Source organism: Methylobacterium sp. 10, from assembly GCF_000519085.1.
In the GTDB taxonomy this organism is placed as follows: domain Bacteria; phylum Pseudomonadota; class Alphaproteobacteria; order Rhizobiales; family Beijerinckiaceae; genus Methylobacterium.
Genome location: NZ_KI912577.1, coordinates 2644609 through 2663905 on the forward strand (window position 1 = coordinate 2644609; position 19297 = coordinate 2663905).

The following is a 19297-nucleotide window of genomic DNA, read 5'->3' on the forward strand; positions in this document are numbered from 1 at the left end:
GAGATGTCCGTCATGGGCGCACCGTCGAGCGTGCCCCGATGAGGAACTCGCGATTGCCGTCGCCACCGGCGACAGGGGAGGGGATGAGGCCGAGGACCGACAGGCCGAGATCGGCGACGAGGCTCGCCACCTCCTCGCAGACCGCCTGGTGGACGGCTTCGTCGCGCACGATGCCGCCGCGCCCGACCCGGTCTCGCCCCGCCTCGAATTGAGGCTTGATCAATGCCGCCAGGGCCGCACCGGGAGCCATGAGCGGCACGATTGCGGGCAGGACAAGGCGAAGGGCGATGAAGCTGACATCGATCGCCACCAGGGACGGCGCGCGGGGGATCGCCGCGGTGTCGAGGCCGCGCACGTCCCGGCCCTCGAGGCTGGTCACGCGGGGATCGCCACGGAGGGAGGCGTGCAGCTGATCGCGGCCGACATCGACGGCATAGACATGCCCGGCGCCGGATTTCAGCAGGACATCGGTAAAGCCGCCGGTGGACGCGCCGACATCGAGGCAGACGAGCCCGGCCGGATCGAAGCCGAACGCCGCCAGCGCGGCCTGCAGCTTCAGCCCGCCGCGCGAGACGAAGGGGTGTGGCGCGCTCGCCACGATCCGCGCCCGAGGATCGAGCCTGTCGGAGGCGCGGGTCACGGGGCGGTCGTCGGCGGTGACGAGGCCCGCCTCGATCGCCGCCTGGGCTCTCGCCCGGCTCTCGAAATGGCCACCCTCGACCAGGAGCCGATCGGCCCTCACCCGGTCCACCGTCATCGAACCCTTACGATCCCGCGCCTATGATCCCGTGCCCCGGATCGAGGCCCGACCAACCGGGCCACCCCGTCCCAGCTACGGGAATTCTCGGGTTTGTCCATCCGGGCAACGACATGGCCCGCTTGCGCGCCCATCGAAGCCCATGGATGATCCACACCCGGTCCTCGGGCGTTGGCGCCCGTCATACCGGATCACAGAACAGGACGATCGATGGGCACCCCGAGGGAAGTCGAGCTGAAGCTGGATTGCGGCGCCGCGGAACTGGCGGAGCTGGCGCGCCACCCGCTGCTCGCCGTCGAGCAGCCGACGGAGGCCGAGTTCCTTTCCGCCACCTATTACGACACGGCCGACCGAGCGCTTAACCGCAAAGGGATGACCCTGCGGGTTCGCCGGCATGGGGAGCGCCACGTTCAGACGGTGAAGGCCGCCTCCTCTGCGGCCGGCCTGTTCGACCGCTCGGAATGGGAATGGGCGGTGGACGGCCCGATTCCGGACCTGTCGCTTCTCGAGGATACGCCGGTGCCGGACGTGCTCGGCAGCGCGTCCTCGCCGGACCTCAACGCCGTCGTCACCACCGTGATCGAGCGCACCACCCGCGCCGTCGCTCATGGACACTCGCGCATTTCGGCGACCCTCGACCAAGGGCGGGTGGAGACGCCGGTCGGCGACGCGCCCATCTGGGAACTCGAACTCGAACTGATGGAGGGCGATCCGGCGGACCTGTTCTCCCTGGCGCAGGGCCTCGCTGAGACCGTGCCCCTGCGCCTCGGCGTGCTCTCGAAGAGCGAGCGCGGCTTCAGGATCCTCGCCGAGACCCTGCGGCGGCCGAGCAAGGCCGTAGCGGTCAAGCTCGACGAGGACGCCTCGGCGGCGACAGCCTTCCGCTCCATCGCCGTCGCCTGCCTGACCCATCTGCGGCTCAACGAGGATGTCTTCTTGAAGACGCGCGACCCGGAAGGGCTGCACCAGATCCGCGTCGCCCTGCGGCGGCTGCGCTCGGCCTTCACCCTGTTCAAGCCGATTCTCGTGAGCGATCCCGCCGCCACGCATCTGCGTGAGGAGATCAAGCGCGTCACCGAGCCGTTCGGACACGCCCGCAACCTCGACGTCTTCCTCAGCGAGACCCTGGCCGACGAGATGGCGCGGAGACCGGAGGAGGCGGGGCTCGACGATCTGCGAATCCGGCTCGAAGCCGAGCGGGACCGCGCCTACGGGACCGTCTTCTCGATCCTGGAATCGCAGTCCTGGCGCGGCCTGATCCTCGATTTGTCCGCCTGGATCGAGACCGGGCCGTGGCGCGGCGACGCGAAGCGGGAGGCGGTCTCGGCCCGCGATCATGCGGAAGCGATGCTCGACAAGGCCCGTCGGCGCATCCGCAAGCGCGGCCGCCATCTCCAGCGCCTCGATGCGGAGGCCCGGCACGAGGTCCGTATCGAAGCCAAGAAACTGCGCTACGGTGCGGAGTTCTTCGCCTCGCTCTACGGGGAGAAGAGGGCGCAGAAGCGCCACAAGGCGTTCGTCTCGGCTCTCTCGGACCTGCAGGACCATCTCGGCGCGCTCAACGACCTCGCCACCGCCCATTCCGTGCTCGCGAGCCTGGCCTCCACCGGGACGGGCGAGGCCGCCGATGGCGACGGGCGGGCGCTGTTCGCCGCCGGCCTCACCGCCGCCGACGGCGAAGCCCGCACCCACGACCTGCTGAAGGCGGCGGAGAAGGCACATGCGACGCTGCTCGACGTGAAGCCGTTCTGGCGCTGAACCGCAGCCTCATACCGGACGGTGGTGAGTGCACCTCATCGCCGTCCGCCCGCGCGACGGCGCAGCGGCTTGCGTGCGCCGAACGCGCTGAGACCGGCCATCGGTCGAAACAGCGCCGCTCGGTATCAGTCGCCGCGCACACTCAAAGCATAGAGCGTGATCGCTGCGGCGTTCGACACGTTGATGCTGCGGATCTCGCCGCTGAAGGGAATGCGGGCGAGAACGTCGCAATTGTCCCGCGTGCGCTGGCGCAGGCCCTTGCCCTCGGCGCCGAGCACGATCACCGCCGGCCGCTTCGGTCCGACGGAATCGAGGGTGGCCTCGCCCTCGGAATCGAGACCGATACGGGTGAAGCCGCGCTTGCCGAGGTCGATCAACGCATCGGACAGGTTGCGCACGATCACGAGGGGCACGTGTTCGAGCCCGCCCGATGCGGATTTGGCGAGCACGCCGGTGGCAGTGGGCGAATGCCGCGCCGTTGTGATGATCCCCGCGACGCCGAAAGCGGCTGCGGTACGGACGATGGCACCGACATTGTGCGGGTCGGTGATCTGGTCCAGCGCCAGCAGCAGCGCGTCGTCCGGCAGGTCGTCGAGATCCGGGCCGGGCAGGGGATCGGCCTCGAGATAGAGGCCCTGATGCACGGCGTCCGGCCCGAGAAGGGCGTTGATCGCATTGGGACGCACCAGTTCGGCGTCGATCCTGAGCGGGCCGAGCTCCTCGGTTAGGCGGGCGAGAGCGTTCTCCGTGGCGAGCAGCCGATGCAGCCCGCGCCCCTCGTTCGCCAGCGCCTGCGACACTGGGTGCCAGCCATAGAGCACGACATGGTCGCCGCTCACGCCGCGCGGCCCGGAGGAGGGCGGTCCGTGACGAAACCGGTCGCGCTGGCCGCCGGGGCGGCTGGTGCGGGGCCCGCCCGGCCCGTCGCGTCGCGTATTCATGGTGTGATCCACTGTCTGACGGCAGGACGGAAACGCCGCGCCGATGCTGAGCAGCGACAAAGCGACCGCCATGCCGTTCGTCAAGCGTGAAACACCGCGAAACGCCGGTTGCCCTGCCGGGGGAAGCCGCCTATAGAACCCTCGCTCTTGAGCAAGCGCCCTTCGTCTATCGGTTAGGACGTCAGCCTTTCACGCTGAAAAGGCGGGTTCGATTCCCGCAGGGCGCGCCAACACCATCAAGCGTCGACGCTGATCGGGTTGGCGCGATGCGTTCGCCGCCAAGTCGGGCGATGGCTGCGAGGCCGGCGTGTAGATCCTACTGCCCTGGCGAATATCTCGACGAACATCCGTAGATGCTGACATCCCTGGTCATGCCGGCGCGCTGATGCTGCCGGGCGGCGCGACCTCATCTGGTGAGAGCCCGCTTCCGGATTGTGATCCTCGACATGGCGGATTGTCCCGCCGGCCACATGGTCATCACGTGGCGTGCGGACGGCCAACGGGCATCCCAAGGTGATTTCGACGCGGACGTCGTTGATCGACCACTCTGGTCGGGGACGTCAGTATGGAGATGTAGTCGATCTCCATGCCGTGCCCCGAGATGGGCCGAGACACGATCCCGGAGCCGGCCGCACCGGCCTTGCCTTCAAACGACGGTCGAAATGGCGCCCGGCGGGTGTGCCAGCAGGGTCGCCAGAAGGCCGAGGCCGTATTGCAGGGCCTCGCTATCGGGCGCGGCACCGAGGGAGACGCGGATCGAGTCGGGCGCCGGACCGACGGCGAAGGCGTCGCTCTGGATCACCGACACACCGAGTTGGCGCGCATGCGCGCCGAACTCGCCCCGTCGCCACGGTGCCGGAAGCGAGAGCCAGAGATGGTGCCCGCAGGAATGCGCGTGGACATCGAGGCCCGCGAGGGCCTCCCGCGCCACGATCTGACGGCGGCCGTTCTCCCGCCTGATGGAAGCGACGATCTCGTCGAGGTCTCCATTCGTGATCCAGTGAGAGGCGAGGGCGGCGGCAAGTGGTGACGCCATCATGCTGATGGCGCGCAGTTCCGCCGCGACGCGGACCGCTTCGTTCGTGCCCGGCACGGCGACATAAGCGATGCGCAAGCCCGGGGTGACGCATTTGGACAAAGTCGCCACATGCCAGGTGATGTCGCCGGCGAAAGCTGCGAACGGGGCCGGGGCGTCGGGAGGCAGGGCGCCGTAGGCGTCATCTTCGATGATCGCGACCCCGTGGGACCGGGCAATCTCGGCGATCCGCTCGCGACGGGACAGCGGGATCGTCGCCGTCGTCGGGTTGTCGAGGGTCGGCACGAGGTAGAGGGCCCGCGGCGTCCCCACCCGGCAGCATTCGAGGAAGGAATCGGGATCGATGCCGTCGCCGTCCGTCGCGACGGGAAGCAGCCCAGCCCCACGCCGCTCGGCCACCATGCGCAGGCCCGGATAGGTCAGGGCGGGAACGCACAGCGCATCACCGGGCCTCAACAGCACGGCGAGAATGGCCGAGAGGGCGGCCTGCGCACCGCCGGCCACGATGACCCGCTGGACCGGGACAGGACCCAGCCGGCGAGCGAGCCATGCCGCCGCGGCCGCACGATCCGCCATATTGCCCGCACTGTCCTGGTACTGCATGCGGTCGAGGAAGCCCGGCGAGGAGGAAAGCCGCGCCAGGCCCGCCTCCATGCGCTCGGCAAGCCGCGCCTCCGCCGGCTGGGGCGGCATGTTCATGCTGAAATCGACGCTCGCCGAAGGGTCCGGCGTACGGACCTTAGGGAGTGGCGGCGCGGCGGCGCGAACGAAGCTGCCTCGTCCGGCCGAGGCATCGATCAGCCCGGCCCTCCGCGCCTCGTTGAATGCACGCGTGACCGTGGTGAGATCGACGTCGAGATGCTTGGCCAAGCTGCGCTGGGGCGGCAGCCGCATGCCGGGGGCCAGCCGCCCGGTGCGAATGTCGTCCGCCAGGACCCGGACGATGGCCAGATATTTCGGCCCGGTCTCGTCCGATATTGTAGGGCTCCACGATTCCATGATTGACCCTACATTGTACGAAGTTGTATGCATACGCAGAACAGATACACACGCTGCACAATCTTGCAAACCAACAGCCGCACGTTACGAAGCAAGCCATTGTATGGATTTTGATACCATACAAGGCTGAGCACGCAAACCCGAGCCGCTTCCGCTGCACTGCGGGACGTGAGCCAAAGCGAGGAACCTCGACCATGGACGGAACGACGGATCGATCCTTGTTGTCGGTCGGCCTGCGTTGCCGATGCCCGCGCTGCGGCGAGGGGCGGCTGTTCGATGGTTTCATCACCCTCAAGCCGGGATGCGAGGCCTGCGGCCTCGATTACGGTTTCGCCGATCCGGCGGACGGCCCCGCCTTCTTCATCATGATGTCGATGGCATTTCCCGTCACGGCCTTCGGAATCTGGCTGGAATTGTCCTACGATCCGCCGCTCTGGCTCCATGCGGTGCTGACGCTCCCGCTGCTGCTCCTGGCCTGCGTGCCGATCATCCGCCCCCTCAAGGGGCTCTTCATCGCGAGCCAGTACATCAACAGGGCCGAGGAGGGCCGCTTCGCCGTTGCGGCCCCACAGAGGCCCGAACCCGAGTCGGGGCGTTGAGCGCGACGAGACGATGGGGCAGGGTTACGTCCACATATCGAGCCGCCGAGTCGCGTTCCTGCCCGTTCCCCGTCACCATCCAGGTTGATCGACATGCTGTCGGACGTTGACGCCCTCTTGCTCGCGAGAATCCAGTTCGGGTTCACGGTGGCATTCCACATCGTGTTCCCGGCGTTCTCCATCGGGCTCGCCAGCTTTCTCGCCGTACTGGAGGGACTCTGGCTGGCGACGGGCCGTCAGGTCTTCCTCGATCTGTTCAAGTATTGGATCAAGATTTTCGCCATCGCATTCGCCATGGGCGTCGTGTCCGGCCTGGTCATGTCCTACCAGTTCGGCACGAACTGGTCGGTCTTCTCCGACAGGACGGGTCCGGTGCTCGGGCCACTGATGGCCTACGAGGTGCTCTCGGCCTTTTTCCTCGAGGCCGGCTTCCTCGGCGTGATGCTGTTCGGCATGTCCAGGGTCGGGCCGAAGCTGCATTTCTTCGCGACCCTCATGGTGGCGATCGGTACCTTCTTCTCCGCCTTCTGGATCCTGTCGGTGAATTCCTGGATGCAGACGCCGCAGGGCTACGGCATCAATGCCGCCGGCCAGTTCATCCCGGAGGATTGGTGGGCGATCGTCTTCAATCCTTCCTTCCCGTACCGTCTGGTCCACATGGTGCTGGCCGCCTACCTCACCACTTCCCTCGTTGTCGGGGCGGTGGGAGCCTGGCACCTGCTGCGTGACCGCTACAATCTCGGGGCGCGGACGATGTTCTCGATGGCCATGTGGATGGCCGCCATCGTCGCGCCGCTACAGATCCTGGCCGGCGACGCCCACGGGCTGAACACCCTCGAGCACCAGCCCGCCAAGGTCATGGCAATGGAGGGGCATTTCGAGAGCCATCCGGACGGGGCGCCGCTGATCCTGTTCGGCCTGCCGAACCAGGCGGAAGGCCGGGTCGATTACGAGATCTCCATTCCGAAACTGTCCTCGCTGATCCTCAAACACGGGTGGAACGAGCCGCTGAAGGGGCTCGATACGGTTGATCGGAAAAACTGGCCGCCGGTTCCGGTGGTGTTCTGGTCCTTCCGCGTGATGATCGGCCTCGGCATGCTGATGCTGCTCCTCGGCCTCTTCAGCCTGTATGCGCGCTACAGGAAGGCGCTCTACGAATGGACGCTCCTGCACCGCTTCGCCATCGCCATGGGTCCGGCCGGATTCGTGGCGGTGGTGGCGGGCTGGATCACCACGGAGGTGGGGCGCCAGCCCTTCACCGTCTACGGCCTGCTGCGCACGGCGGAATCGGCGTCTCCCCTGTCGGCACCGGCCGTCGGCTCCTCCCTCGTCGCCTTCGTGCTGATCTATTTCGCGGTGTTCGGCATGGGGATCCTCTACATCCTGCGCCTGATGGCCAAATCCCCGCATCTCGGCGAGCACGGGATCGAGCCCGGCGTTCCGATCCGCACCGCGGGCATCACGCCCGCATCCTCGGTCGATCCCGGCCGCTCCCTCCATCCGGCCGAGTGAGGACGCCACCATGCTCGCGAGCATCGACCTGACCGTCGTCTGGGCCTTCATCATCGCCTTCGCGGTTTTCGCCTACATCGTGATGGACGGGTTCGATCTCGGTCTCGGAATCCTGTTCCCGGCATTCCGGCCGGGCCAGGAGCGGGACACCGCCATGAACTCCGTGGCCCCGGTCTGGGACGGCAACGAGACCTGGCTGGTCCTGGGCGGGGGAGGGCTGTTCGCCGCCTTTCCGCTCGCCTACGCGGTGATCATGCCGGCCCTCTACGCGCCGATCATCGCCATGCTGCTGGGCCTGATCTTCCGCGGCGTCGCCTTCGAGTTCCGCTGGCGCGACCCCGGCCATCGCGCCCTGTGGGACATCGCCTTCACCGGCGGATCGGTGGTGGCTACCTTCGCCCAGGGTGTCGCCCTCGGTGCCCTGCTGCAAGGCATCAAGGTCGAGGGCCGCGCCTATGCCGGCGGCTGGTGGGACTGGCTGTCTCCCTTCAGCGTGCTCGTCGGAATCGGCCTGGTCTGCGGCTATGCGCTGCTGGGGGCGACCTGGCTCGTCATGCGCACGGAAGGGTCGCTGCAGGCCCGTGCCCGCACCCTCTCCCTCTGGCTCGGCGCGGCGACGATCACGGCTGTGGCGGTGGTCAGCGCGGCGACGCCGTTCCTGAAAGGGCAATACTGGGAGCGCTGGTTCTCCATGCCGAACGTGCTGCTCACGGCGCAGGTGCCGATCCTGGTGGCCGTCGCCTCGTTCCTGTTCTTCCACCTGCTGCGGAAGGGGGCAGAGACCGCGCCGTTTCTCCTGTCCCTCGGCCTGTTCCTACTGTCCTTCGCCGGGCTCGGGATCAGCATCTTCCCGGATATCGTGCCCGGTCGCATCACCATCTGGGAGGCCGCCTCGCCGCATTCGAGCCAGGTCTTCCTCCTGGCCGGCGCCTCCGTGCTGATCCCCATCATCCTGGCCTATACCGCCTATTCGTACTGGGTCTTTCGCGGAAAGGTCGACGCGGCGGGGTACCATTGATGGAGCCCGCCACGTCTCCCCGGAGACCTCTTCCGTTGTGGCGGCGTCTCCTCTGGTTCGCGGCGATCTGGGCGGCGAGCATCGTCGCCCTCGGGATCGTCTCGTTCGGTCTGCGGGCCTGGCTCAAGGCCAATTGACACCTGGCGACCGAACGCATGGCGACATGCGAAGCGGCTACCTCGATCACGACGAACGGGTCGAATGCGTCATAAAGAACCGCACCATCTCGCGGCTGGCATCGGGGCCGCGCGGGTCGGTGTAGCTTCCGTCGCTGCTTCCACCGGACCAGGCATGTCCGGCGCCATGAAGCGCCCAATGTTCGAGCATGGCGCGTCCGGACGCATCCGTCCTGACCGTACGGGTGAAGCCCATCCCGCCCTCGCTCTCACCGCGAGTGGCCGCACGCGCCAGCGAGACGCCCGGCATGGCGAGGGCGATGACCTGATCGCCGTTGACCGGCTTCACCGTCTTGTCGGCATCCCCGTGGAAAACGATGGTCGGCACGCCCGGGCCGTTCCGTGGGGCCTTGGCGCTTCCGCTTCCGTTCATGGCGGCGAAGGCGGAGGGCATGTCGCTCGCCGCCCCGCACGGCAGCCCGGAATGGACGCCGATCGCCGCGAAGATATCCGGATAGGTCGCCGCCATGATCGCCGCCGCCGCCCCGCCGGCCGACAGGCCCGCCGCATAGACCCGGCTCGGATCTGCGGAGAACTCCTTCACCACCTCCAGGGCGATACCGGCGATCAGGCAGGGTTCGCCACGGCCCCGCTGCTGGTCGCCGGCGTTGAACCAGTTCCAGCATTTCTGCATGTTGGCCGATTGCGGCTGGCCGGGATAGGCCACGAGGAACGTCTGCTCCTCGGCGAGTTCGTTCATACGGGTTCCGGCAGCGAAGTCGTCCGGGTTCTGGGTGCAGCCATGCAGCATGACGACGACGGGGAGGGCCTGTCCCCGGAAGCCGCTCGGGACATAGACCTTGTACGCCCGGCTGCCCGCTTCATTGCTGAAACTACGCTCCTCGAACCGTGCCCCTTCCGGCACGGCGACGGTGACGCCTCGCGCCGATCCGATGCCCTGTCCGAGGTCCGGCATCGCGCCCATCTTGGGGAAACGCTCGCGCAGGATCTGAATCGTCTCCGCGAGACCCGGCCGTGCGAAGGTGGCTTTCGCCGCGTTCGCGACACCATCGGCGGCGGCGGCGCGATCGATGCCGGGCGCGGTCCAGGCCCCGCCGGACATCGTGGGCGCCACCATGTCGATGGTCCCGGCGGCCCCCTGGTCGCCGGCCTGCGCCGCCGCGGGTGAGGCGGACTTGCCCTGGAGCAGGGCCATCGCCTCGCTCAGCTGGCCTGCGCGGGTGAGACGGGTCACCTCAGCCATGTCGATGGTCGAGAAAGCGGTCATGGTCATGATCCTGGATGGGGTGGCGGCGCGGAACGGCGTTCCGAGCGGGTGATGGCGAAAAATGTCAGGCGATACGGTCGGCCAAGGCCGCCTTGACCTCGGGACTGGCCTGGAAGGCCCCAAGAACCTGCACCGAGGCGATGGCCTGTCGGGCGAGCTCCGGCGTCACATCGAACGCGATGCTGGCAAGACCGAGCACCTGAATATGCAGCGGCGTCCCCGCAGCCCTGGCGGCTTCGAGATCGCGGGTGGTGTAATGGGACAGCCCGAGGCTGAGCTGCTTGCGGGCGACGGATTGCTTTACCGCGTCCCCTTGCCGGTCGAGCTGATTGCGCACGGCCGTGCGGATGAAATCGGCACGGTTGGCGTAGAACCCGTCCCGTACCAGGAGGTCGATCTGGCCGAGATCGACGAAGCCGAGATTGAGGGTCAGCTTCTCGCTGTCGGGCGCTTTTGGACGAAAGTCGCGAACTGTACCCGACATGAAGAACCATCCCCTTACCATCTCATTGGATGGTCTGTAGATGGTGCGCTGCAGTACGAGCGCAAGAGGCGGCAGTGATCGGCGGCCCGCTGGATCGCGGGCACCTGACGCGATGCGTTGCATTCCAAAGGTGCGAAGAGCTTCGCGTCCCCATGCAGGCGACAGGAGGCGTCGTCGCCCGCCGCCTGGAACACCACATGCGTCTTGCTCGGCGCAGCCCTCATCAAGGCCGCCGCCATCGGCCCGGATCACCCACGATGCTCACGTTCTGGCTCGACCAGCCGATCTGGCTGATCTTCGGATTCCTCACGCTCCTCGTCTCGGCCTGGTGCCTGATCCTGATAGCGCTCACCAACACGAAGCGGACCCGCCCCGTCGTCATGGCGGTGGCGACCGGCATCGCCCCCGCCTTCGTGGGGGTCCTGTCGGTGCTGCTCTCGCTGCTGATGGGCTTCGTCGCCAACGATGCGTGGGAGCGCCAGAGGCAGGCTTCCCGCGTCGTCCAGACGGAGAGCGCTCAGGCACGGGCCGTGTTCAACCTCAGCCGGTCCGTATCCAAGGATCTTCCGGATATCCGCGTGATGCTCGCGGATTACATCGAGTTCATCGTCGTCGAGGAATGGCCGGCGATGGCCAATGGCGGAAGGGCCTCAGCGAGGGTGGATCAAGCTTTCGGCCGGCTGCTCCAGGCCGTGGTGGCGCCGAACTTCGACATCGTCGTGGGACGGGCCAATCACTCCGCCCTCCTGGCCGCCACCCTCGCCCTGCAGACCGCCCGCAGCGAACGGCTCGCCCTCAGCGAGGTGGAGGGGGATGACAGCAAGTGGGTGACCCTACTCGCGCTCCTGGCCCTGACCTTGCTGGTCATCGCCGCGATCCATACGGAGCGCCCCTCGTCGCAGGCCGCGACGCTGGCCATCTTCGGCATGGCGATGGTGATCACCCTCGGCGTCGTGGCGATGCACGAGCGCCCTTTCGACGGACCGCTGGCGGTCCGTCCGTCATTGCTGGAACAGGTCCGCACGGTCATCGACCCAGGCAACTGAAAGCCTCGCCGCCCGCGATGAGCGCGGACTTACCTAAGGGTCGGGGACTCGCCAGCGTGAAGGGCGCGGCCTTCATCGGAACCGCTGACCGCGTTCAGGCGCTCGAGATGCTCGAAGACATGCTCGAAGGCTTGCGTGACAGCCTGCTCGAACGATCCGTCACCCTTGCCCTGTGCGGCTTTCAGCGTGGCCAGGAGAGCCTGATGTTTCTCGGTGTCGCTCGACATGGCCGTCTCCTCGGCCGGGCGGAATGCCGGCTCGTGAGGGCAAGCGCGGGGGGCGGGGTCGGGTTCCCACGCGGCAGAAGGCGGTCAGAGATTGAATCCGGGCACCGCCGCGAGCGTCAGCGAAACAGCGATGCGGTAGCCAGCCGTTGCAAGGCGATCACCCCAGCAACTCATCGTCGCCCCGACGCTGTTGGTGGGCGGCAGTGATTGTCTTCATCAGGCGGATCAGGGTCGCCTGCTCCTCGTCCGAGAGGGGTTCGAGCGTCGCGTCGTGGGCCTCTCGCGCGGCCGCCTCCATCCCGCTCAGCAAGGCGCGGCCGGCCTGGGTCGGGCGGCAACTTTGAGAGCGCCGGTCGGTCAGGGAAGCAGAGCGTTCGACGAATCCGCGTGCCTCCAGGCGTTTGAGGGCGCCGGTCGTCGTCGTACGGTCGAGAGCCACAGCATTGGCTAAGGTCGTCTGATCGGCTTCGCCGCGTTCTGCCAACAAAGAGAGCAGGCTGTACTGCAGCGGAGTGATCCGGAAAGCGCCACACCGCTCTGAAAAGAGGCTGACGTGAATCTGATGAAGGCGCCGGATTAGAAATCCCGGCCGCTCCGGCAAAAGCCAAGGCGCTCCCTGGGTCTGAAGTGCCTCCGGTAACGGCGCTACGTCCGTTTCGACCGGCGCGATCTCGTTCATCTGCTTCCCATCCTCCGATCAGAATCCGACCCATGGACGCCTCATGGCACGTACCATGCTTGGACCAATATACGAAGCATACTTCGCATTTCCCGGTCATGTCGATGCAAGGCAGGACGAAGGCCGACGTGAGACGATGAAGGAGACGAAATGGACGTTGGTCGCTACGACACGCTGCTGCGCGGCGGACGGGTCATCTGCCCGGTTTCCGGCATCGACGGCATCAAGGACGTTGCCATCCGTGACGGGCGGATCGCCGCCGTCGAGAACCATATCGTCCCCTCCGCCTCGACCGAGGTGGTGAACGTCCAGGGAAAGCTGGTCCTGCCGGGGATGATCGACACCCACGGCCACGTCTACCAATACGTCACCGGCCGGTTCGGCCTGCCGCCGGACATGGTCGGCGTGCGCTCGGGCGTGACCACGGTCATCGATCAGGGCGGCGCGTCCTGCATGACCCTGCCGGGCTTCCGCCACTTCGTCGCGGAGAAGGCCGAGACCCGGATCTACGCTTTCCTCTCCGCCTATCTGGTCGGTGGCCTCGAAGGGCACTTCTACCCGAACCTCTACAGCCCGGACGGCGTCGACATCGACGCCACGGTGAAGTCGGCGGTGGAGAACCGCGACCTCGTGCGCGGCATCAAGGGACACGCAGAGATCGGGGGCTTCGCCCGCTGGGGCATCAAGGTGATGGAGATGGCGGCCGAGATCAGCCGCCGGGCCGACCTGCCGCTCTACGTGCATTTCGGTCAGCTCTGGGGCCTGCCCGAGAGCGGCGCCAACGGCGAGGACGCCAACACCATCATGGAGCGGGTGATCCCGCTATTGCGCCCCGGGGACTTCCTCGCCCACCCGTTCACGCGTCATCCGGGCGGCTTCATCAACGAGGAGGGCGTGGTCCATCCGATCATCCGGGCCGCGATGGATGCCGGCCTGCGGGTGGATGTCGGGCATGGCAGCCACTTCTCCTACCGGGTCGCCCGCGCCTCCCTGCCGGCGGGCGTCGTGCCCTACACGCTGGGCGCCGACATGCATGGCTACAATACGGAGGTGCCGCGGCCGGCGGGCACTCCCGATGAGCACCACGACGACGAGAACCACCCCTTCCTCGGCCAGGCCCGCTTCAGCCTGACCCAGGCCATGAGCTCGATGATGGCCTTGGGCCTCAGCCTCGAAGAGGTGGTGCCCATGGTGACGAAGCATCCGGCCGAGATGCTGGGCCTCTCCGACCGGATCGGCGCCCTGACGCCGGGTTTCGCCGCCGACGTCTCGGTGCTCCACGACCATCGCGGCCGCTTCCTGCTTCGGGACAACGAGGACACCCAGGTCATCGCCCAGCGCCTGCTGCAGCCGGCCTTCTGCCTGCGCGCCGGCAAGCGCTTCGACGCCGACTCGCCGATCCTGCCCAGCGCCATCGCGGCCTGACCCCGGCACTCAAGGAGACGACCGCATGAGGGCCGATCCGTCCCCGCTGCCGCCCGACCCCCGGCACGACTGGTGCCGCCTCGACCGGGCGGCGCGCGATGCGGCCTACGACAACAACGCGGCGGTGCCCGATTCCGCCGCCCAGGCGGCCGCGCGCAACGCGGCTTCCGCCGCTTACCGCGCCGCGCATCCGAGAGCCCTCGACATCCCCTATGCGCCCGGGCCGCGGACGGCCCTCGACCTTTATCCGGCGAAAAACCCGGCGGCGCCCTGCCTCGTCTTCATCCATGGCGGCTACTGGCAGCGCAATTCCCGCGACCTGTTCGCCTGCTTCGCCGAAGGCCCCGCCGCCGCCGGCTGGTCCGTGGCGATGCCGGGCCACACCCTCGCCCCCGAGGCGAGTCTGACGCAGATCGTCGACGAGATCGGCCTCGCCCTCGACTGGCTGGCCGAGAACGGGCCGGCGCACGGCCTCGGTGGCCCTCTCGTTCTGGCCGGCTGGTCGGCAGGGGCGCATCTCGCGGCGATGCAGCTGCATCACCCGGCCGTAGTGGCGGGGCTCGCCATCTCGGGGATCTACGAACTCGGGCCCATCCGCGACACCGGGCTGAACGATGCCCTCTCCCTCACCGACGCCGAGGTCGCCACCCTTTCGCCCCTGCGCCTGCCGGTGGTGGGAAAGCCCCTGGCCATCGCCTACGGCACGGCCGAGCGCCCGGCCCTCGCCCACGATGCCCGAGACTTCCACGCCCTGCGCAGCGCCCAGCATGCGCCGGGGCCGCTCCTCCCCGTGGCGGGGGCCGAGCATTTTTCCATTCTGAACGAATTGCGTCGTCCCGGCGGCGTGCTGGTGCGCGCCGCGATCGCTCTCGTGGAAGACCTCGATCTCACCAAGGGGAGACCGGCATGAGCGACGCGAACGGCCTTACCGAGGGCATCGGCGCACGCCTGCCCCGCAAGGAGGACGACCGCCTCATGCGCGGGCGCGGGCACTATGTCGGCGACCTGCGCCTGCCCGGCCTGCAGGACGTGGCCTTCGTACGCAGCCCCCTGGCCCATGCCCGAATCCGGGCGATCCACGTGCCGGAAGCGTTCCGCGACCGGGTGTTCACCGCGGCCGATCTCGAAGGCGTTCTCCCGATCCGGGCCGTCTCGGGACTCGCCGGCTTCAAGGTGTCCGAGCAGCCCATCCTCGCCAAGGACAAGGTGCGGCAGGTCGGCGAATTGCTGGCGATCTGTCTCGCGCCGACCCGCGCCGAGGCCGAAGACATCGCCGCCGCCATCGTCCTCGACCTGGAAGAACTGCCGGCGATCCACGACATGCTCGCCGCCCGCGAGCCCGGCTCCGCCCTGGTCCACGAGGATTGGGGCGACAACGTCTTTCTGGAAACCCTGGTCGACGTGAACTTCGCCTCGGCCCTGGATGCCCCGATCAAGGTCTCGCGCACCATCTCGACGGGTCGCCAGTGCATGGCGCCCATCGAGGGGCGGGGCACGGTGGTCCATCTCGACCACCGCATGGACCAGCTCGTCGTCCACACGGCGAGCCAGATGCCGCACATCGTGCGCAACGGTCTCGCCGAATGCCTCGGGATCGAGCAGGGGCGCCTGCGCATCGTCTCCCCCGATGTCGGCGGCGGCTTCGGCTACAAGGCGATCCTGCTCGCCGAGGATGTCTGCCTCGCCTGGCTGGCCCTCCGCGTCGGCCATCCGGTGCGCTGGCTGGAGGACCGGCGCGAGCACCTCACCGCCAACGCCAATTGCCGCGAGCACCATTACCGCATCACCGCTTATGCCGAGCGGGACGGCACGCTCCGGGGCATCGATTGCGAGGCCACCGTCGATTCCGGGGCCTACTCGGCCTACCCGTTCTCCGCCTGCCTGGAGGCCGCGCAGGTGGCGAGCATCCTGCCCGGCCCCTACGACTTCCCGGCCTATCGCTGCCGGACCTGGTCGGTGGCCACCAACAAGTGCCCGATCCTGCCCTATCGCGGGGTGGCCCGCACCGGCGTGTGTTTCGCCATGGAGCTCATCCTCGACGCGGTGGCGGCCGAGGCGGGCATCGAGCCCTGGACGGTGCGCGAGAAGAACCTCGTGCGGGCCGACCAGATGCCCTTCGACAACATCACCGCCAAGCACTTCGACAGCGGCGACTATCCGCAGGCGCTGAGACGCGCCCTGGAAGCCATCGATGTCGGGGCCGTACGGGCACGCCAGCGGACACCGGAGCCCGACGGGCGCCGCATCGGCCTCGGGCTCTCGATCTATTGCGAGCAGGCGGCGCACGGCACCTCTGTCTATTCCGGCTGGGGCATTCCCATGGTGCCGGGCCACGAGCAGGCCGGCGCGCGCCTCACACCCGATGGCGGGCTCGAACTGCGCATCGGCGCCCATTCCCACGGGCAAGGGTTGGAGACGACCCTGGCGCAGGTGGCGCACGAGATCCTCGGCGTCCCGGTGGCGCGCACGCGGCTCGTCCACGGCGACACGGCCATGACGCCCTATTCCACCGGCTCATGGGGCTCGCGCGTCATGGTCATGGCCGGCGGCGCCGTGGCGGCGGCCTGCCGCGAACTCAGCCTGCGGGCGGTCCGCATCGGAGCGCACCTGCTCCAGACCGACCCGGCCACCTGCCGCTTCGAGGCGGGCCGCGTCGTCGGACCCTCGGGCGATGTCGGCCTCGATCAGATCGCCCATACCTGGTACCGGCGCCCGCAGGACCTCGCCCTCGACGTCGATCCGGGCGGTCTCGAAGTCACCGCCGGCTACAAGCCGCAGCGCGATTCCGGCACCTTCTCCTACGCGGCGCACGCGGCCCTCGTCGCCGTGGACCCGGACCTCGGGTCGGTGGAGATCCTCGACTACGTCATCGTCGAGGATGGCGGCACCCTCGTGAACCCGCTGGTGGTCGACGGCCAGCTCTATGGCGGCCTCGCGCAGGGGATCGGCACGGCCCTCTACGAGGAGATGCGCTTCGATTCCCGGGGCCAGCCGCTGGCCTCCACCTTCGCCGATTACCTCCTGCCGGGCCCGGCGGAGGTGCCGGAACCGCGGATCGACCACATGGCGACGCCCTCGCCCTACACGCAGTTCGGCGTGAAGGGGATCGGCGAGGGCGGGGCCATCGCGCCCCCGGCGGCACTCGCCAACGCCATCAATGACGCCCTGCGCCCTCTGGGCGTCGCCATGTTGCATTCGCCGGTGAGCCAGCACCGCATCGTCGAGGCCGTGCTCGCCGCCCGAGCCGCGGCCTCCTCCAGCCGGAAGGCCGCATGAAACCCGCCCGCTTCGCCTATGAGCGCCCCGGCGATCTTCCCGCCCTGCTCGCCCGCCTCGCCACCGCTGAGGGCAGCGTGAAGCTGATGGCCGGGGGACAATCCCTCGGACCGATGCTGAACCTGCGCCTCGTCGAACCGGATCTCGTCCTCGACATCACGGGCATCCCCGAACTGCGCCGGGCGGCAATCGAGGGGGAGACCCTGGTGCTCGGCGCCTGCGTTACCCATGCGGATATCGAGGACGGGCGCGTTCCCGACCTCACCGGCGGCGCCATGGCGCGGGTGGCCACCGCCATCGCCTACCGGCCGGTGCGCAATCGCGGCACGATCGGGGGCTCCCTCGTCCATGCCGACCCGGCCGCCGACTGGGTAACCTCCCTCATCGCACTGGGCGCCGAGGTCGAACTGGCCTCCACCTCCGGCCGGCGCCGCCTGGCCCTCGCGACCTTCGTCACCGGCGCCCTCGACGTGGCCCTGGCGCCCGGCGAGATGCTGGTCGCCGTGCGGATTCCCGCGCTCCCGCCCGGCATCGCCTGGGGCTACGTCAAGCACTGCTCAAAGATCGGCGAGTTCGCCCACGCCATCGGGGCCGTGCGGATCGAACCCGATGCCGGGCGCGGCCGGGTGGTGATCGGCGCCATCGAGCGCGCGCCCCTCGTGGTCGCGGAACCGCACGACCTGTTCGGCGGGTGGATCGGCCCCGACTTCGCCGACCGGTTCGACGCCCGTGCGGCCGATGCGCTCCTGCGAGAGGCCGGGATGTCCGACCCCGTGGCGCGCCACGTCCACGTCACCGTTCTGGCGCGCGCCCTCAGGCAGGCGGCCTCCGCACCGCCCTCCCTCACACGCACCATCGGCGAGGCCGCATGAGCACCGCATCGGCCGCCCTCCGCGACGAGAGCCTGCCCCTCGACCTCACCGTGAACGGCCGGGCGCGAAGCCTGCGGGCCGAGCCGCGAACGCATCTCGCCGACGTCCTGCGCGACACACTCGACCTCACCGGAACCCATCTCGGCTGCGAGCACGGCGTCTGCGGCGCCTGTACGGTGCTCCTCGACGGCGAGCCGGCCCGCGCCTGCCTGACCTTCTCCGGGGCCTGCGCGGGCGCCGAAGTGACCACCATCGAGGGGCTCGACGACGATCCCGTCGCCGGCGAGTTGCGGGCCGCGTTCAACCGCGAACACGCTCTGCAATGCGGCTACTGCACGCCCGGCATGCTCATCGCCGCCCGCGACCTCGTCCTGCGCCTGCCCGACGCCGACGAGCGCCGCATCCGCGCCGGACTCTCGGGCAACCTGTGCCGCTGCACCGGCTATGTCGGCATCGTTCGCGCGGTGCGCGGCGTCATCGCCGAGCGCCGCGCCCGCGGCATCGCGCCGACAACCGGCGGACAGCGCGCTCTCGGCCCCGTAGGCGCGCGCTTCGGCACCCCGTCGGGCCCGGCATCGGAGGCGGCCCGCACGCCCCTGCGGCCCGTCGCGCAGGCCGAGGGCGCGCCGCGGATCGCCGATATCGGCGGCGATTTCGTCCCCGCCCATCGCTTCGAGCAATCCTTCGCGGTGGCCCATCCCCCCGACACCGTCTTCGCCTTGTTCGGCGACGTGGAGGCCGTGGCCGCCTGCCTCCCCGGAGCCGAACTGACGGGACATCCCACACCGGATGCCGTCGAGGGTGCCCTTCAGGTGCGGATCGGGCCAATCGCCGCGCGCTTTCGCGGCCATGCCCGGATTTTTCGCGATGAGGCGGCCCGCACGGGACGCATCCTTGGTGCCGGCAGCGACGCGGGTGGCCGCTCCGCCACCCAGGGGGAGATCCGCTACCGCGTCGGACCGGGCGAGACTTCCGGTACCGCCCGGATCGATCTCGCCGTCGGCTACACCCTCAAGGGACCGCTGGCGCAATTCGGCCGGCCGGGCCTCGTGCGTGACCTTGCCGGGCGCCTAGGGGCTGAGTTCGCCGCGAATCTCGAAGCCCGCCTCTCCGGTGCCCCGGCTCCGGTCTCCGCAGGCCTGAACCCGCTGCGCCTTCTCCTTACGATGCTGACGACCTCCCTGCGCCGGCGCCTCGCCGCGTGGGGTCGCCTTCCCTGACCGTCGCCTCCCACCGCGATCCTGCCCGCGATTCTGCCAAAGAC

Annotated in this window: 18 protein-coding genes and 1 tRNA gene; 12 read left to right on the forward strand and 7 right to left on the reverse strand. The window is 68.7% G+C overall.

Annotation, left to right across the window (positions count from 1 at the left end):
• Window positions 1-10: 10 nt before the first annotated feature.
• Window positions 11-757, reverse strand: coding sequence for a TlyA family RNA methyltransferase (locus K368_RS0112230; RefSeq protein ID WP_027172668.1), 747 nt, complete (start codon window positions 755-757; stop codon window positions 11-13).
• A 210-nt stretch (window positions 758-967) separates the two neighbouring features.
• Here K368_RS0112230 and K368_RS0112235 point away from each other — a divergent pair, with 210 nt between their 5' ends.
• A complete protein-coding gene (locus K368_RS0112235; protein WP_027172669.1) occupies window positions 968-2515 on the forward strand; it encodes a CYTH and CHAD domain-containing protein in 1548 nt (515 codons plus the stop codon).
• 125 nt (window positions 2516-2640) lie between these two features.
• On the opposite strand, the gene rlmB is transcribed toward K368_RS0112235, so the two are convergent.
• The gene (gene rlmB, locus K368_RS0112240) at window positions 2641-3456 is read right to left on the reverse strand and encodes a 23S rRNA (guanosine(2251)-2'-O)-methyltransferase RlmB (RefSeq protein WP_027172670.1); all 816 of its coding nucleotides are present in this window, start codon (window positions 3454-3456) and stop codon (window positions 2641-2643) included.
• Window positions 3457-3611: 155 nt separating this feature from the next.
• Here rlmB and K368_RS0112245 point away from each other — a divergent pair.
• Window positions 3612-3686: transfer RNA gene (locus K368_RS0112245), tRNA-Glu, on the forward strand.
• Window positions 3687-4102: 416 nt separating this feature from the next.
• Here the strand turns inward: K368_RS0112245 and K368_RS0112250 are convergent.
• Complete coding sequence (locus K368_RS0112250; RefSeq protein WP_027172671.1) at window positions 4103-5494, reverse strand: PLP-dependent aminotransferase family protein; 1392 nt, start codon at window positions 5492-5494, stop codon at window positions 4103-4105.
• 191 nt (window positions 5495-5685) lie between these two features.
• Between K368_RS0112250 and K368_RS0112255 the strand changes: the two genes are divergently transcribed.
• The 4 genes from K368_RS0112255 to K368_RS25975 all read left to right on the forward strand — a co-directional run bounded on the left by K368_RS0112255 (window position 5686) and on the right by K368_RS25975 (window position 8757).
• Window positions 5686-6090, forward strand: coding sequence for a DUF983 domain-containing protein (locus tag K368_RS0112255; RefSeq protein WP_027172672.1), 405 nt, complete (start codon window positions 5686-5688; stop codon window positions 6088-6090).
• A 93-nt stretch (window positions 6091-6183) separates the two neighbouring features.
• The gene (locus K368_RS0112260; protein ID WP_027172673.1) at window positions 6184-7602 is read left to right on the forward strand and encodes a cytochrome ubiquinol oxidase subunit I; all 1419 of its coding nucleotides are present in this window, start codon (window positions 6184-6186) and stop codon (window positions 7600-7602) included.
• Window positions 7603-7612: 10 nt separating this feature from the next.
• Window positions 7613-8620 (forward strand): cytochrome d ubiquinol oxidase subunit II, encoded by a 1008-nt coding sequence (cydB, locus tag K368_RS0112265; RefSeq protein ID WP_027172674.1) that lies wholly within the window; start codon window positions 7613-7615, stop codon window positions 8618-8620.
• A gap of 35 nt (window positions 8621-8655) precedes the next feature.
• Window positions 8656-8757: a DUF2474 family protein gene (locus K368_RS25975; RefSeq protein WP_348625533.1), complete on the forward strand. Its 102-nt coding sequence runs from the start codon at window positions 8656-8658 to the stop codon at window positions 8755-8757.
• A 46-nt stretch (window positions 8758-8803) separates the two neighbouring features.
• Here the strand turns inward: K368_RS25975 and K368_RS0112275 are convergent, their stop codons facing one another.
• Both K368_RS0112275 and K368_RS0112280 read right to left on the reverse strand, forming a co-directional pair.
• Window positions 8804-10024, reverse strand: a complete 1221-nt coding sequence (locus K368_RS0112275; protein ID WP_027172675.1) for a PHB depolymerase family esterase — start codon at window positions 10022-10024, stop codon at window positions 8804-8806.
• 64 nt (window positions 10025-10088) lie between these two features.
• Window positions 10089-10508: a CopG family transcriptional regulator gene (locus K368_RS0112280; protein WP_027172676.1), complete on the reverse strand. Its 420-nt coding sequence runs from the start codon at window positions 10506-10508 to the stop codon at window positions 10089-10091.
• A 257-nt stretch (window positions 10509-10765) separates the two neighbouring features.
• Between K368_RS0112280 and K368_RS0112285 the strand changes: the two genes are divergently transcribed.
• Complete coding sequence (locus K368_RS0112285) at window positions 10766-11554, forward strand: DUF4239 domain-containing protein (protein ID WP_027172677.1); 789 nt, start codon at window positions 10766-10768, stop codon at window positions 11552-11554.
• Window positions 11555-11583: 29 nt separating this feature from the next.
• On the opposite strand, the gene K368_RS0112290 is transcribed toward K368_RS0112285, so the two are convergent.
• Complete coding sequence (locus K368_RS0112290; RefSeq protein ID WP_027172678.1) at window positions 11584-11781, reverse strand: hypothetical protein; 198 nt, start codon at window positions 11779-11781, stop codon at window positions 11584-11586.
• A gap of 157 nt (window positions 11782-11938) precedes the next feature.
• Window positions 11939-12460 carry a MarR family transcriptional regulator gene (locus tag K368_RS0112295; RefSeq protein ID WP_027172679.1) on the reverse strand — a complete coding sequence of 174 codons (522 nt, stop codon included), beginning with the start codon at window positions 12458-12460 and terminating at the stop codon, window positions 11939-11941.
• A gap of 150 nt (window positions 12461-12610) precedes the next feature.
• Here K368_RS0112295 and K368_RS0112300 point away from each other — a divergent pair, with 150 nt between their 5' ends.
• Genes K368_RS0112300 through K368_RS0112320 form a run of 5 tightly spaced genes read left to right on the forward strand, consistent with a single transcriptional unit; the run spans window position 12611 to window position 19253 of the window.
• Window positions 12611-13885 carry an amidohydrolase/deacetylase family metallohydrolase gene (locus K368_RS0112300; protein ID WP_027172680.1) on the forward strand — a complete coding sequence of 425 codons (1275 nt, stop codon included), beginning with the start codon at window positions 12611-12613 and terminating at the stop codon, window positions 13883-13885.
• A gap of 25 nt (window positions 13886-13910) precedes the next feature.
• Entirely contained in the window at window positions 13911-14795 is an 885-nt protein-coding gene (locus K368_RS0112305) for an alpha/beta hydrolase (RefSeq protein ID WP_027172681.1), read from the forward strand.
• Window positions 14792-17161: a xanthine dehydrogenase family protein molybdopterin-binding subunit gene (locus tag K368_RS0112310; protein ID WP_027172682.1), complete on the forward strand. Its 2370-nt coding sequence runs from the start codon at window positions 14792-14794 to the stop codon at window positions 17159-17161. The genes K368_RS0112305 and K368_RS0112310 overlap by 4 nt, the downstream gene beginning before the upstream one ends.
• Complete coding sequence (locus K368_RS0112315) at window positions 17158-18033, forward strand: FAD binding domain-containing protein (RefSeq protein WP_027172683.1); 876 nt, start codon at window positions 17158-17160, stop codon at window positions 18031-18033. The genes K368_RS0112310 and K368_RS0112315 overlap by 4 nt, the downstream gene beginning before the upstream one ends.
• Window positions 18030-19253 carry a 2Fe-2S iron-sulfur cluster-binding protein gene (locus tag K368_RS0112320; RefSeq protein ID WP_027172684.1) on the forward strand — a complete coding sequence of 408 codons (1224 nt, stop codon included), beginning with the start codon at window positions 18030-18032 and terminating at the stop codon, window positions 19251-19253. The genes K368_RS0112315 and K368_RS0112320 overlap by 4 nt, the downstream gene beginning before the upstream one ends.
• Window positions 19254-19297: the final 44 nt, after the last annotated feature.